The sequence below is a fragment of the Gilliamella sp. B2824 genome (genome assembly GCF_026536245.1).
Lineage (GTDB): Bacteria > Pseudomonadota > Gammaproteobacteria > Enterobacterales > Orbaceae > Gilliamella.
This window is the reverse complement of the sequence record NZ_JAFNON010000001.1, coordinates 240287-255937: the sequence shown is the minus strand read 5'-3', so window position 1 is coordinate 255937 and position 15651 is coordinate 240287. Positions and strand designations below refer to the sequence as shown.

Here is a 15651-nt window from a genome sequence, read left to right as displayed (position 1 = left end):
AAAATCACTTAAATCAACGTACTATTATATTTTAATGTTTCTTAAAGAGATAATTGATGAAAAAAACGCTAACTTTTCTAATCGGCTTAACATTAAGCCAAGCAGTTTTTGCTGAAAATTTGGTTCAGGTATATGAACAAGCCAAAGAAACGAACCCAGATCTACGAAGTTCATTAGCCGATAAAGACAAAGCTTATTCAGCAATTTCAGGCTCTCGAGCAAGTTTATTACCACAAGTTGGGTTAAGTGCTTCTTATGGTGTAACACATGGTCGTCGTGATACTAGTGGACAAAAAAGCAAAAGTGGTAATTTATATCAAGTCACTTTATCACAAAGCCTATTCAATTTTGCTAATTGGAAAAATTTAGATATCACAAAAAAACAAGCAAGTATTGCTGATATCACTTACCAATATCAAGGGCAAACATTAATTTTAAATACTTCAGTTGCTTATTTTAATGTGCTAAAAGCGCTTGATGCATTGAGCTTTATCGAAGCTCAGAAAAAAGCCATTGGTCGTCAATTAGAACAAACCCAGCAACAACATCAAGTGGGTTTAGTGGCTATTACAGATGTACAAAATGCCAAAGCTAATTATGATTTAACCGTTGCACAACAAGTTAATGCATTAAATGATTTAAATAACGCCATTGAAGATTTACGGCAAGTCAGCGGTCGTTTTTATTCCCAATTAGCAAGTATTAATACCAATACGTTCAAAACTGAAATGCCAACTCAAATCGGTGCTTTGTTAAAACAATCAGAAACATCAAATCTGAATTTATTAACAATGAAATTAAATCAAGATATCGCACGCGATCAAATCAAGTTAGCACAATCTGGTTATATGCCAACAGCAAGTGTTGATGCATCGACAAATCTTAATAAAACCGACCGATATGGTAATTACAGTTCTGCTGGCACACCTGCTGCCCGTAATGGTAAAAGTTATTCAGGCAGTAACTATGTTGGCGTGAGTGTTAGTATGCCAATCTTCTCGGGCGGTGCAACCATGTCTCAAGTTGAACAAGCGCAACACAACTTTGTCAGTTTTAGTGAAAAACTTGAAAGCACCAATCGTAGCGTGATTAATCAAGTTCGTTCTTCTTACAACAATATTTCGTCATCTATCAGTGCAATCAAAGCTTACCAACAAGCGGTTGTCTCTGCGGAAAGTTCATTAGAAGCAACCACATCGGGATATCAAGTTGGAACACGTACTATTGTTGATGTATTAAATGCCACAACTCAGCTATATAGCTCTAAGCGCAACTTATCTGATGCTAAATATACTTATTTAACGAGTTTATTACAGCTGAAGTATGCAGTTGGAACATTAACTGCTGATGACTTAGTTTACCTTAACAATATGTTAGGAAAAGAGTTAAGCACAACAGTAACAATTAAATAAATAGTAGTTTAAATGGATTTAAACTATTAACTAAAAAGGCGACTGAGTCGCCTTTTTAGTTATCGATACTTTAGCTAGTTATTATATTATCTCACTTACACTCAGGCATATTGACCAATATGCTTACAGTAAACAGCATCAAATAAGCTAAGCCATCTTATCTACTATAAATTCAATAAACATCTTTAATTTCAACAGCTGGCGTTTATCCGCTGTATAAAGTAGATGAACTTCTCTAGGTGGTGGTAAATACTCCTGTAGAATGGGTAATAATTTTTGTTGTTTAATTGCTTCACTTAGCATTGACTCAGGTAACATCGTTACTCCCAATCCTTGAATGGCGGCTTGTGCTAAGGCGAAGGTATCATTACTTTGTAACATTCCGGATATAGGAAGATTAATCACTTGACCATTAACTTTAAAAGACCAAAGATGATCTTTTCTTGTTGGATTAACATATTGATAAATCAAACATTGGTGTTTTTTTATATCATTGGGCACTGATGGTATTCCATATTTAGCCAAATAACTTGGTGCAGCAGCAAAAATAAGTTGAAAAGATTTGAGTTTACGAGCAATTAGGCTTGAATCATCTAATACCCCAATACGAAACACCGCATCAAAATCATCCTGAACCAAATCAACATAACGATCACTTAATTGAAGATCAATATTTACCTTGGGATAACGCTTCATAAAACAGCTAATAACTGGAATTAAATTGAAATGACCAAAGCTGACTGGCGCACTGATTCTTAATCGACCATTAGGCTCTTCACTAAATTGCTGGGCAAGATTTTTTGTTGCTTTAACTTCATCAAGGATAAACAAACACCGCTCATAATATTGTTTGCCAAATTCAGTTAAATGCTGTGAACGTGTTGTTCGATTAAGTAGCTTTAAACCAATGTATTTTTCTAGATAAGAAATATATTTAGTGACCATTTGAGGTGAAGTATTTAATGAAACAGATGTAGCAACAAAAGATCCTGTTTTTACTGTCACAACAAACGCTTCCATGCACTTTAATAAATCCAAATTATCAACTCCTAGTTGTTAATAAATCAATTATTATCGTATTTATTATCTATTATTTTATAAAGATAATACAACAACTTTATTTATTTAATGGAAATACAAAATGAAAAAAATATCGATTATTGGCGCTGGCTTTATTGGTCAAGCTTGTGCAAAATTATTTATAGAATCTGGGTATCAAGTTATGCTAAGTAACTCAAGAGGAAAAAACACACTTTACAGCGTGGCAAGCGCGATAGGTTGTCAAATCGGCAGTCAACAAGAAGCCATAGAATTTAGTGATATCATCGTAACTGCAATACCATTTGCTAACTATAAACAGTTACCAACAGATTTACTAAGTAACAAAATTATTATTGATACCATGAACTACTATCCTGACAGGGATGGTCATTTTGAGTTATTGGATAATCATCAAATAACAACCAGCGAACTTGTCGCTCAACACCTTAATCAATCGAAAGTAGTCAAAGCATTCAATGCTATTCTTGCAAAAGATATCGTTAAAGATGCGAAACCAAATGATAAAGTTAACAGAAGAGCGCTGCCTGTCGCTGGTAATGATATGCCGAGCAAACAGATAGTTTGTCAGTTACTTGACCAAATTGGCTATGATTATATTGATGTTGGCAATTTATCAGAAAGCTGGCGATTTGAACGAGCTAAACCAGCTTATTGCATTTCACTTAATCGTGAACAATTAAAAGAAGCTTTAGCAAAAGCGACCAAAGAAGATGAATTACCACATAATTCATGGAAATCTTAAATTAAGAAATACAATTCAATTATCTCTAATGCTTTAATATTAAAAAAATGACAATTAGCCGTTTTATTTAATTACTAGACAAATTAAATTTAATAATCGTTTTAATGGAAATAAAATATGAATATGACAGATAAAAGATACACAGCTATAACAGGTGCGAGCTCTGGTATAGGTTATGCAACAGCACTTGAATTTGCTAAACGCAACAAATCCCTTATTCTTATTGCAAGAAGGGAAGAACAATTAATTGATCTTAAAAACAAAATTGCAGAGATCAACCCAGCGGTCGATGTCATTATAAAATTATGTGATTTATCAGTAGCCAGTAATGTACATTCACTTTTTCAAGATCTTGATCAATATTTTATCGAGACTTGGATTAACAATGCAGGTTTTGGCAATTATGGAAGTGTTAAAGAGCAGGACTTAAATAAAATAGAATCAATGCTACATTTAAATATCGAAGCATTAACAATTCTATCAACGCTGTATGTGCGTAAATATCAAGATCAAGCAAATACTCAAATAATTAATCTTTCATCAAGAGGCGGATACACAATAGTACCAAATGCGGTCACATACTGTGCAACTAAATTTTATGTTAGTGCATTCACTGAAGGTTTAGCTCACGAATTAAAACAAGCTAAAGCGCCATTACAAGCTAAAGTGCTGGCGCCTGCGGCAACCAAAACAGAGTTTGGACAAAAAGCTAACAATGTCACAGATTATGACTACAATAAAAGCTTTGCTAAATATCATTCAGCCGAACAAATGGCACAATTTTTGTTAGCGTTATACGATAGTGATAAAGTCGTTGGTGAAATTAGCACTAAAGACTTTTCATTCTCACTTAAAGATGGCCTATTCCCTTATTCAGGCAATCCAGCTGAAAATCAAAAATAGTAAGATGATGCCATATTACTATTGAATGATATTTGAATAAAAACTAACTCAAAACCATAACATTGTTATCGTTTTGAGTTTTTTTAAACCTAATTTAAATAAATGGTAGCTTAACAGCTAGTGTCTAAAAAAACCTGTTGTTACATCTGAATTAAACTCATCAATGAGCCAATTTTAGCAAACCTTTCTTCAACTTTCTTCGCTGCGCCATCTAATGAATATCCATCATCAATCAATTCTTGAATAAGAATTATCTTTTTAATATTGGCTAAATCAAATTGGCGAGATTTAGATTGTGGGTCAACTGTTTTGATGATGCCTTTTTCTTCCCAATAACGTAATTTTCTCACTGGAATTTTAGTCATTTCAGAAACTTCCCCAATACCAACAATCACTGTTGATAAAAAGTCATCATACGTATTTTTTAATGAATTATCACCCATGCCGAAAACCTGTTTATAATCAAAATAAGCACTTATTATAAGGCACAATATCTTTAAACAACAAATAATGTTGTATTTAAGATAAAAATGACTCTATAATTCAATAATTGCACTTTAACTACAATTATTGAACATTTAGAGCTTAACATGAAATATAAATTAATTATAGGTACCTTTTACATTCCACTTATTGCACTGGCCGTTGTGAGTCAACTTTATATATTAATGCCTGTCTCAAGCAATCTATTACTTTTTGTGACTCACGCAAGTACCGATAATATTGGATTATTAACCACCTTTTTTGGCATTTTCTACGCTATCGGACTGATTGTCTGGGGAAGTTTATCAGACAAAATCGGCAAGGATCTCACGTTGATCATTGGTCTGCTATTACTTGCCTGCGTTAGTTTTATCTTACCACTGCTAGCAAACTACTATTTACTACTGCTTACTCGTTCAGCTCAGGGCTTTTGCGCCGCCTCGTTTCCGCCTGTTGCTTTAGCGTGGATTTCGATTAACCTACCTGACAGCTCAAAATCTAAAGCGATATCAATAATTAGTTGTGCATTTTTACTTGCAGCAACAATTGGGCAATGGTTAGGGTCGTTATTGATTTCAAACTCACTGCTTTATGCAATGTGGTTTTTAGGCGGTATTTATGCGAGTGGTGCCACTATTTTTTACGTCTATCACTTAAAAAGCGAAAAAAATAATCTGGCCGTACCAAGTACAACGCTTATTACAATATTGTCTAAGTTACCAACTATACTGATCAATAAAAAATTGTTTCCAGTATATCTCTGCTCATTATTCGTTTTACTCGGTTTTGTTGCACTTTATTCCGTATTATATCGTAACTCGCTTATCAGCCATATTCCAACTTTAAGAAGCATTGGCATTGTTGCTATGTTATTTAGTTTAACCGCAAGTTATCTATTTAAAGTGATCAAACCCGCATATGTGCTAGCAATAGCGCTTTGCGTAATGGCATTAACATTATTGATACAGGCATTTTTTATAAATGATCAAATTAACACATTAATTATCCTCTATCTCTCTCATTTCATATTCATCATTGGTCTTGCCTATGCTATTCCTTCTATGATTGTATATGTAGCAACACAATCAGAGATCAAAGATAGAGGTATTGCAACATCACTATATACTTGTATTTTGTTTATTGGTGTAAGTCTTGGAGCATTTTTACCGTCTTTAATTAACCCTTTTGTACTAATAACCGCGCTTTCTCTTTTACTTTTACTCTGCGCAATCCAACTCATCATCAATTTAACCCTCATCATAAGGAATTGATTTATGATAGAACGATTAATCAAACTGATACTAATATTAAGTTTTTGTTATTCAACATGCTATGCTCAACAATTGCACCAAACAAAGGAAAATACGATGGCCTTAATAGAGTTAACAAACATCAGTACCCAAGCTGCACCCAATTTACAACAACTATTAGATAATAATGAACTTAATTTTAAGTTAGTTTTAACTATTGAAGTAATGCACAATCAACAACCAGTGACACTATATCGTTTTGAACCGCAAGAAACCATGCAACTTCATAACCAGCATATCTCATTTTTATTGGATAATAATACCGGGAAATTAGAAGGATTTGTTAGATTATTGCCGAAATATCAATCATCTAAAGCGCAAGTTGATAAAGATAAAGCCTTATCCATTACACTTAAATTTCTAGAAACTTATGCACCCGATTTATTAAACAACTTTAACAATAATTGGATAGATACGCATGATGAACAAATCATTGTTGACGGAAAAAAAGTGACGTTGACAGGTATGAAGGTAAAATGCCGTGATTTAAATACAGGTCTTTACTTTTGGACAATTATTGCACCAGACGAAACAGTAATGGTTTTTGAAAGGGATGTTGAATGGGACTTTATTCGTGCAGGTCGCCAAACACAAAAATGGTTGCACGATAGTTGGTTAAGTAAAAATTTATAATTCAACTAACCATCGTAGTGAGGTGCAATTTCATTTAAATATCTACTTAAAAACATCTTAACAAGCTTTAATGTTTAACTTGTTAAGATGTGAATAATATAAACAGTTACGAAATTCGCATACCCGGTTTTGCTCCGCTATCTGGCGATAATAAGTAAACACCTTCGCTATCGTCTTTACCACTTGCACATAGTACCATCCCTTCTGAAATACCAAAGCGCATCTTACGTGGAGCCAAGTTGGCGATCATAATGGTTAATCTACCAACTAAAACCGCTGGATCTGGATAGAACTGTTTAATGCCCGAAAATACGTTGCGAGTTTCGTCACCAATATCAAGTGTTAACTGCAATAACTTATCAGAGCCGTCAACAACAGTTGCATTTTTAATTAAGGCAACGCGCATATCCACTTTGGCAAAATCATCAAAATTGATCGTGTCAGCAATAGGTTCGGCGACGTTTTCTTTAGCTGGTGTCGCTAATGCAGCTTGTTGTTTTGTTTCGTCAATCATAGCAGTAATTTTATCCATATCGATACGGTTAAATAGGGCTTTAAATCGGTTAATAGTGTGTCCAATTAAAGGTTGATTAATCGAATCCCACGCTAATTGGCTATCTAAAAATTCTTCGGTGCGCTGTGCTAATGACGGCACGATTGGTTTTAAATAAGTCATCAAAATACGGAATAGATGAATACCCATTGAGCAAATATCTTGTAGAGTTTGCTCCTGCCCCTCTTGTTTAGCCACTACCCATGGCGCTTTTTCATCAATATAGCGATTGGCTTCATCAGCCAGTGCCATGATTTCACGTATTGCTTTCCCTGATTCACGTTGTTCAAAGTAGTCAGCAATCACGATTGATTTTTCGACAAATAACGCATAAAGTTCGGGTTCAGCAAGATTATCAGATAATTTACCGTCAAACCGTTTACTAATAAAGCCTGCCGAACGCGAGGCAATATTCACCACTTTGTTAACTAAATCACTATTTACACGTTGAACAAAATCTTCTAAGTTTAAATCGATATCATCAATATGTGGTGATAATTTCGCGGCATAATAGTAACGCAAACAGTCAGGATCTAAATGTTTTAAATAGGTACTTGCTTGGATAAAGGTACCGCGTGATTTTGACATTTTAGCGCCATCGACTGTCACATAACCATGCACAAAAATATTGGAAGGTTTACGATGTTCGCTACCATCTAACATTGCCGGCCAAAACAAGCTATGGAAGTAAACAATATCTTTACCGATAAAATGGTAAAGTTCAGTTGTTGAGTCTTTGTTCCAAAACTCATCAAAAATCGGTTTATTATGTTTATTGCAGTAATTGAGGAAAGAGCCCATATAACCGATTGGCGCATCTAACCAAACATAAAAATATTTACCTGGTGCGTCTGGAATTTCAAAGCCAAAATAAGGCGCATCACGGCTAATGTCCCATGGTTGTAATCCTGCTTCAAACCACTCCTGCATTTTATTAGCCACTTGATCTTGTAGTGTGCCTGAACGAATCCACGCTTGTAACATATCGGAAAACGCAGGCAAGTCAAAAAAGAAGTGCTCAGAATCTTTCATAATCGGCGTTGCACCAGATACCACCGATTGCGGATTGATTAAATCAATCGGATTATAGGTTGCACCACAAACTTCGCAATTATCGCCATATTGGTCTGGTGATTTACAACGAGGGCAAGTCCCTTTCACAAAACGATCAGGTAAAAACATCTGTTTTTCGGGATCGAATAATTGTGAAATAACTTTAGTTTTAATATAGCCATTAGCTTTTAGCTTTTTATAAATTTGCTCTGATATTTCACGATTTTCAGGACTATGCGTTGAGTGGTAATTATCGTAACTAATATTAAAACCAGCAAAATCTCGTTGGTGCTCGATGTTAACGTCTGTAATCATTTGCTCTGGTGTCATACCTAATTGCTGAGCTTTAAGCATGATTGGCGTACCATGCGCATCGTCAGCACAAATAAAATAGATCTCATTACCACGCATACGTTGATAACGTACCCAAACATCAGCTTGAATATGCTCAAGCATATGCCCTAAGTGAATTGAACCATTTGCGTAAGGAAGCGCACAAGTCACCAATATTTTGCGTTTTGTTGTCATGTCGATTAATTACCTTTTATTACATAATGGCGGAAATAGTACATCAATCGTGGGATTATCGCTAGATTTATGCCATAATTTAATAACATTTCTCTCAAATTCAACATGAATTCAAAGTGTAATAGGCATAATTAATCATATAAAATGGCAATACTTAATTTATCGATTAGATAACTGTTTGTCATCGTACTTGAAATACTAATAATTTAAAACAATATAAGTAGAAATCTGGTACACAAAATTTAAGGTCAAAAAACATGGAAGCAAAACAGATTCTTGAAACATTTACCCATCCTACTTTACAAAAAAATTTAGTTGCACTTGGTGCGGTTAAGCGGTGTGAATATGTTGATGAGTCACTTTCAATTCATTTAACCATGCCATTTGCTTGGGGACTTGCTTTTGAAGAGTTAAAAGCTAAGTTAACGCCTGAGTTACTTAAGTTAGATAATGTTAACCATGTGAATTGGCAGCTTGACTATAACATAGCCACTTTAAAACGTGCCAATAGCCAACATGCAGTTAAAAATATTAAAAACATTATTGCTGTTAGCTCAGGAAAAGGCGGAGTTGGTAAATCGTCAACAGCAATTAATCTTGCCCTTGCGTTACAAGCACAAGGCGCTAAAGTTGGCATTTTAGATGCTGATATCTATGGTCCTTCTATTCCAACAATGTTAGGCACAGAAAAACAACAACCATTAACCCCTGATAATAAACATATGAGCCCTATTATGGCATATGGATTAGCGAGTAACTCTATTGGTTATTTAGTTGATGCTGATGGTGCTATGGTATGGCGAGGACCAATGGCAAGTAAAGCATTGCTACAAATTTTACAAGATACACTTTGGCCCGAACTCGATTATTTAGTTATCGATATGCCGCCAGGCACTGGCGATATACAATTAACTCTTGCACAAAGTATTCCTGTGACAGCCGCGGTTATTGTTACAACGCCACAAGATATTGCTTTAATTGACGCTAAAAAAGGCATTACCATGTTCAATAAAGTCAACATTCCAACGCTGGGAATTGTTGAAAATATGAGTTATCACATCTGTGAAAATTGTGGTCATCATGAAGCTATTTTTGGAGAAGGTGGCGCTAAACATTTAGCCGAGCAATATCACACTAAATTATTGGGCCAAATACCCCTACATAAAATGTTACGACAAGATCTCGATTCTGGCAAACCAACTGTAATTAGTCACCCTGAAAGTGACTTTACACAACTTTATTGTCAAATAGCCAGCTTAATTGCCAGTGAACTTTATTGGCAAGGTGAAACTATTTTGCCAGATATATCATTTAAAGCAGTATAAGGGTTAATTAATTGGCTTTTTATAATTAAAAGCCAATTTCATTGCGAATTATTCATCACAACTTAATAACGCTAAGTTAAATTTTAGATCAATGTTTTTTTAAATGACTAAATTCTGTTTTAGCTTTAGCTAATTGCTGATTAAATGCAGGATTAGTATGTAATTGCGCGACAACTGCTGCTGCCATCACTTTAGCGGCATCCACATCACTCTGCCAGTGATAGCCACAAATTACCCGACTTTCACCAATCTCATAACCACGTTTTAAAATTTCATTTTGACGCTCAGGATTTATCTCAGCCAACACTAGCGAAATAGCAAACCCCATTGTGGTGTGACCTGACGGATATGAACCATTAGTGGATAAAGTTTTTTCGTCTTCAGGGCGACAAGTTGGTTCGTTAAAAAAAGAGAAGGGCCTGACTCGGTTATAATGGTTTTTCGCTGAACGTGTGGCGAGATCCCCCGCATCTTCTTTCATTGTGGTAATTAGTTTATAAATCTCAGGAGTTGTTGTGATTGATATTTCGTGACCAAAAGATGGCGAAAACTGCTTAGTAACATTATCTTTACTGGAATCGGCATCTAAATAGGCTTGATGACCGCGCTCGGTATTACGCATAGATTTTCCCCAATCATATTGAGCTTTATCTCTCAAAAAATCAATACTATTATAAGATGGTGGAGGCGGTAGCAATAATAGACTATCAGGTGCTTGATCTTCTTTAAGATAAAAATCTTGCGGATCGGTAGTGACATCTTTAACGCCTGCCGCAAAAGTATTTGCACAAAATAAACAACCAATAATAATACTTTTGACAAAAAGTTGTTTCATATACATCTCCTTACTAAACTTGGCATTACACTATCAATATAGTCTATGAAACAAATTGCCTTGTTAGTTTCTTCAAGTAATAAAAAATTTCGATAATACGTTGTTAAAACACTATTTAATCAGATTGACCACTTCGCAGTCAGCCAATCTTAAATTGAATTATTTTAGGAATAAACAGTCGGATTTTTATTATGTGATAAGTGTCACATATTGATTCAGGTTGTGAAAGTCTATTAAGCCAAGATCTTATCTCGAAACATAAAAAATACAGCGCCAAGCAAACATAAACCGGCCCAAATATAATCCGTTTTGAATGGTTCTTTTAAAATGTAAATTGAAAATGGAATAAACACAGACAAACTAATCACTTCTTGAATAATTTTTAACTGACCCGCTGTCGCGACTTGAAAACCAATTCGATTAGCAGGGACTTGTAATAAATATTCAAATAATGCAATACCCCAACTTATAAAAACAGCAACTATCCAAGCTTGATTATGTAAAAAACGTAAATGTCCATACCAAGCAAAAGTCATAAAAATATTACTAAAAGTAAGTAAACACACAGTGATAAGAAGTTGGCTCATAATAATCAATAAAGTAGTAGAAAGGGAAATAACATTATATACCTACACCTAATAAAGCTGCAAAATGGATAAATAACCATTGCGTTTACATCACAATGTTTTTAGCAATTTTATTAATTGGGTAAATCATCATTATTCACCTTGTCATACTATTGATGATTTTTTAATCTAGCTTTATAGTAAGGAGAGTTTTTCTATCCTCACCTTTCCATCTTATTTCTACCACTATTAAGTTAATGTGACACTAAAAATTAGGAGACAGCTATGCAAAAACGAGTTAATGAAGTCACGATGAAAGGAACGCCTGTTACTTTGCTAGGACCAAAAATAACAATTGGTGATACAGCACCAGATTTTACTGTTGAAAATAGTAAAATGGAGCCGATAAAATTATCCGATTTTAAAGGCAAGGTTAGAATAATTAATTCAGTGCCATCAATTGATACTTCTGTGTGCAGTGCGCAAGTTCACCGTTTTAATGTTGAAGCTGCAAAATTAAAAGATGTCGTAATATTCTCTGTCAGTGTCGATCTGCCATTTGCATTAAATCGATACTGCGCGGCCGAAGGAATTGATGCAGTAAAAGTGACATCAGATCACAAAGATCTGGATTTTGGTTTAAAATATGGTGTTGTTATTGAAGAAAAACGATTACTTACAAGAGCTGTGTTTGTCGTTGATAAACATGATAAAATCGCTTATGTTGAATATGTTAAAGAAACGTCGGACGAACCTAATTACGATAAAGTGTTAGCCGCAGTCACAGCGTTAACAAACTAATTTTACCCATTATGAAAGCTATGTCATCTAAAGATTATAGATGGCATAGCTAAGCAAGATTTATGCTACCTATCCGTTTAATAACTAACAATATTCAGTTATAATTATTGAAAATCAATTTATCCCTTCAATAAAGTTATATCATGAATAATGCCAATAAACGGTCTCGAATTTGGTCGTCGATACTTTGTCTGGCTTTTGCTGGATTCATTTTCAACACCACTGAATTTGTGCCCGTTGGATTACTACCCAACATTGCTGAAAGTTTTTCGATGGATGTTGCTCATGCTGGGCTTTTATTAACCATTTATGCTTGGGCGGTATCGTTATTGTCTTTGCCATTGACAGTATTGACTTCAAAAATGGAAAGACGAAAATTATTAGCAGGACTTTTTTGTTTGTTTATTTGTAGTCACATTTTAGCGGGTTTTGCTTGGAATTTTTATAGTTTAATGGTGGCGAGAATTGGTATTGCTTGTGCGCATGCCGTTTTTTGGGCTATCACTACGCCATTAGCAGTTCGATTAGCGCCAAATGGCAAACGGGCACAAGCAATGAGTTTTATTGTTGTGGGTACATCAATGGCTACCGTATTAGGTATTCCAATTGGTACAATGATAGGACAACTCGTGGGATGGCGAGCAACCTTTTTATGCATCAGTATCATTGCATTTTCAATTATGGTGTTATTACTCTACTTATTGCCTCAAGTGCCGAGCTTAAATGTCATTTCACTAAAAGACATTCCAAAAGTGTTAAAACGCCCTGTTCTTTTGAATATCTATTTATTGACGGCGATAATTATCACCGGTCATTTTACTGCTTACACGTATATCACACCATTTATGATGAAAGTGGGCGGTTTTAGTCAACATGTTATTGTCATTATATTATTAGCTGTTGGATTTTCAGGCATGATAGGTAGCATACTATTTGCTCGCTATGCTGACAAATACCCTATTGCAATTCTCGTCTTACCGATGATAGGGCTAATAATTTGTTTATTGTCTTTATATGTTTGTGCTTTAAGCCTTTATACTGCCATTATGCAAAGTATGTTATGGGGGCTTTCGATAACTATTATTGGTATGGTAATGCAAAGCAAAGTGATTGACGCTGCGCCTGATGCCGCAGATATTGCCACATCGGTCTATTCAGGTATATACAATATCGGAATTGGTGGCGGCGCTTTTGTCGGTAGCCAAGTTTTAGTTGTACTCTCAACCCATTACATTGGCTTTGTTGGCTCAATTTTTGTTATTATTGCATTACTTTTATTCTTCTTATTATCCAAACGAATTTGGTTATTAGCAAAATAAGCGCTAAACAAGCGCTTATTGACTTAACGATTCAAGTTGTTCCCAGCGTGTAAATACAGTTTCTAACTCAGCTTCTTTATCGGCCAAATCTTGTAATATTTTGCTGGTAACGTCATGAGGTTGGTTAAAAAAGTCACTATGACCTATTTGTGTTTGTAAATCACTAATAGCCACCTCTAGTTGCTCAATCTTAATTGGTAATTGGGTCAATTCACGTTGCTCATTATAACTCAGTTTGACTCTCTTTTTAGTGGTTTGATCTTTATTATCAACAACTATATTAGCTTCGTTGTTAGTTGATTTACTCGACTGATTAAGGGGTATTTGTGCTTTAACGGGATTGGCTTGTTGCTGTTGTTGTAAAGCATCACTGTAACCACCTGCATAAATACCAATATGACCATGATCTTCAAAAAACCAGCATTGCGTGACAACATTATCCACAAATTGCCTGTCGTGGCTAACAAGTAAAACCGTTCCTTGATAATCATTAACAAGTTCTTCTAATAATTCTAACGTCTCAATATCAAGATCATTGGTTGGTTCATCAAGTACTAATAAATTACTTGGTTTTAAAAAGAGTTTTGCTAATAACAGACGATTACGCTCACCACCGGATAATGCTCTTACTGGTGTACGTGCTCGTTTGGGTGGAAATAGAAAATCCTGTAAATAACCTAAAACATGCCTTGAGCGCCCATTTACCATCACTTCTTGCTTACCTTCAGCAAGATTATCCATTACGGTTTTTTCGGGATCGAGTTCTAATCGATACTGGTCAAAGTACGCAACTTCTAACTTGGTTCCACAATGAACATGACCGGATGTTGGGACTAAATCACCTAACATTAATTTTAGTAATGTCGTTTTACCCACTCCATTAGGTCCAATTAACGCGATCTTATCACCTCTTAAGACTTGTACGGTAAAATCGTTGATTAATTGTTTCTTTTCAATTTGATAACTGACATCATCAAGTTCAAAAACAATTTTACCTGATCTTAATGCTTCTTCGATTTGCATCTTAGCACTGCCCATCACTTGACGACGCTCGCGATGCTCTTGCCGCATTGCTTTTAAGGCGCGTACTCTGCCTTCGTTACGTGTGCGGCGTGCTTTAATACCTTGACGAATCCAAACCTCTTCTTGAGCTAATTTTTTATCAAATTCGGCATTTTGTAGTTCTTCAACGCGTAATGCTTCTTCTTTGCCAATTAAATAACTATCATAATCACAACCCCATGATGCAACCTTACCGCGATCCAAATCAATAATACGCGTCGCCATTTGTCGAATAAAAGATCGGTCATGAGAAATAAAAACAATACTGCCATTAAAACTTTTTAAAAACTCTTCTAACCATTTAATCGTTTCAATATCCAAATGATTGGTAGGCTCATCAAGTAATAAAACCGTTGGTTGACAAACTAACGCTTTGGCTAAAGCGGCTTTACGTAACCATCCGCCCGACAATGATGACAATAATGCATCACCATCTAAAGAAAGTGATGAAATCACATTACGAATACGATTATCAAGTTGCCAACCATTTTGATGATCAAGTTGCTCTTGAATTTTTGCCAACTTAGTTAAATTACTTTCTGTTGGATTTTGCTCAATTTGATGAGATAAATCATAATAATCTCGTAATAATTGCGCCTGATCTTTTAATCCTTCTGCCACAAAATCAAATACATTACCTTGAATATCTCGAGGAGGATCTTGTTGAAGGCGTGAAACAATAACATTATTTTCATAAATAATTTGCCCTTCATCTAAAGGCACTTCTTTATTAAGGACTTTAAGTAACGTCGATTTACCTGCCCCATTACGTCCAACAAGACAAACTCGTTCATTTGCTTCAATCGACAGATCAATATGATCAAGCAGGGGCGCATCACTAAATGAAAGATAAGCATTTGTAAGGTTAATTAATGACATATTTTTGGTTTTATTTGGATATTAAATAATAAAGCGTTATTCTATCACAAAGTTGTAATAGGCAACTAAATTCAATTTTCAAAGTTGTAATTAAAGGCTTCACTATGGTGAGCATTCAATGCTCTTCTTTTAAAAAATAAATACTGCGATATTTTTACTATTTATCACTATCAATGATATTTCAT

14 protein-coding genes are annotated in these 15651 nt (G+C 34.9%); 8 read left to right on the top strand and 6 right to left on the bottom strand.

Annotated features, from left to right (window positions below):
- Positions 1-56 precede the first annotated feature (56 nt).
- Positions 57-1412 carry an outer membrane channel protein TolC gene (tolC, locus tag J3U56_RS01170; protein WP_267333274.1) on the top strand — a complete coding sequence of 452 codons (1356 nt, stop codon included), beginning with the start codon at positions 57-59 and terminating at the stop codon, positions 1410-1412.
- Between the two features lie 147 nt (positions 1413-1559).
- On the opposite strand, the gene J3U56_RS01165 is transcribed toward tolC, so the two are convergent.
- Entirely contained in the window at positions 1560-2450 is an 891-nt protein-coding gene (locus J3U56_RS01165; RefSeq protein WP_267333273.1) for a LysR family transcriptional regulator, read from the bottom strand.
- Between the two features lie 103 nt (positions 2451-2553).
- On the opposite strand from J3U56_RS01165, the gene J3U56_RS01160 reads away from it, so the two are divergent.
- Entirely contained in the window at positions 2554-3216 is a 663-nt protein-coding gene (locus J3U56_RS01160) for an NADPH-dependent F420 reductase (RefSeq protein ID WP_267333272.1), read from the top strand.
- Positions 3217-3339: 123 nt separating this feature from the next.
- Positions 3340-4119 (top strand): SDR family NAD(P)-dependent oxidoreductase, encoded by a 780-nt coding sequence (locus tag J3U56_RS01155; RefSeq protein WP_416379571.1) that lies wholly within the window; start codon positions 3340-3342, stop codon positions 4117-4119.
- 140 nt (positions 4120-4259) lie between these two features.
- Here J3U56_RS01155 and J3U56_RS01150 read toward each other — a convergent pair whose 3' ends face one another.
- Complete coding sequence (locus J3U56_RS01150) at positions 4260-4562, bottom strand: MerR family transcriptional regulator (RefSeq protein ID WP_267333270.1); 303 nt, start codon at positions 4560-4562, stop codon at positions 4260-4262.
- Between the two features lie 147 nt (positions 4563-4709).
- On the opposite strand from J3U56_RS01150, the gene J3U56_RS01145 reads away from it, so the two are divergent.
- A complete protein-coding gene (locus tag J3U56_RS01145) occupies positions 4710-5873 on the top strand; it encodes an MFS transporter (RefSeq protein ID WP_267366398.1) in 1164 nt (387 codons plus the stop codon).
- A gap of 96 nt (positions 5874-5969) precedes the next feature.
- A complete protein-coding gene (locus J3U56_RS01140) occupies positions 5970-6545 on the top strand; it encodes a YcdB/YcdC domain-containing protein (protein WP_267366396.1) in 576 nt (191 codons plus the stop codon).
- 106 nt (positions 6546-6651) lie between these two features.
- On the opposite strand, the gene metG is transcribed toward J3U56_RS01140, so the two are convergent.
- Positions 6652-8679 carry a methionine--tRNA ligase gene (metG, locus tag J3U56_RS01135; protein WP_267366394.1) on the bottom strand — a complete coding sequence of 676 codons (2028 nt, stop codon included), beginning with the start codon at positions 8677-8679 and terminating at the stop codon, positions 6652-6654.
- Between the two features lie 257 nt (positions 8680-8936).
- Here metG and apbC point away from each other — a divergent pair, with 257 nt between their 5' ends.
- On the top strand, positions 8937-10004 hold the full coding sequence (apbC, locus tag J3U56_RS01130; protein WP_267333266.1) for an iron-sulfur cluster carrier protein ApbC: 1068 nt from the start codon (positions 8937-8939) through the stop codon (positions 10002-10004).
- An 88-nt stretch (positions 10005-10092) separates the two neighbouring features.
- Here the strand turns inward: apbC and J3U56_RS01125 are convergent, their stop codons facing one another.
- Together J3U56_RS01125 and J3U56_RS01120 are read right to left on the bottom strand one after the other, a co-directional pair.
- Complete coding sequence (locus tag J3U56_RS01125) at positions 10093-10839, bottom strand: acid phosphatase (RefSeq protein WP_267343587.1); 747 nt, start codon at positions 10837-10839, stop codon at positions 10093-10095.
- A 233-nt stretch (positions 10840-11072) separates the two neighbouring features.
- A complete protein-coding gene (locus J3U56_RS01120; RefSeq protein WP_267333264.1) occupies positions 11073-11426 on the bottom strand; it encodes a DMT family protein in 354 nt (117 codons plus the stop codon).
- A 264-nt stretch (positions 11427-11690) separates the two neighbouring features.
- On the opposite strand from J3U56_RS01120, the gene tpx reads away from it, so the two are divergent.
- Positions 11691-12206, top strand: coding sequence for a thiol peroxidase (tpx, locus tag J3U56_RS01115; RefSeq protein WP_267333263.1), 516 nt, complete (start codon positions 11691-11693; stop codon positions 12204-12206).
- A gap of 140 nt (positions 12207-12346) precedes the next feature.
- Positions 12347-13525 carry a sugar transporter gene (locus J3U56_RS01110; protein ID WP_416380246.1) on the top strand — a complete coding sequence of 393 codons (1179 nt, stop codon included), beginning with the start codon at positions 12347-12349 and terminating at the stop codon, positions 13523-13525.
- 15 nt (positions 13526-13540) lie between these two features.
- On the opposite strand, the gene J3U56_RS01105 is transcribed toward J3U56_RS01110, so the two are convergent.
- Positions 13541-15466 carry an ABC transporter ATP-binding protein gene (locus J3U56_RS01105; RefSeq protein WP_267366390.1) on the bottom strand — a complete coding sequence of 642 codons (1926 nt, stop codon included), beginning with the start codon at positions 15464-15466 and terminating at the stop codon, positions 13541-13543.
- Positions 15467-15651 lie beyond the last annotated feature (185 nt).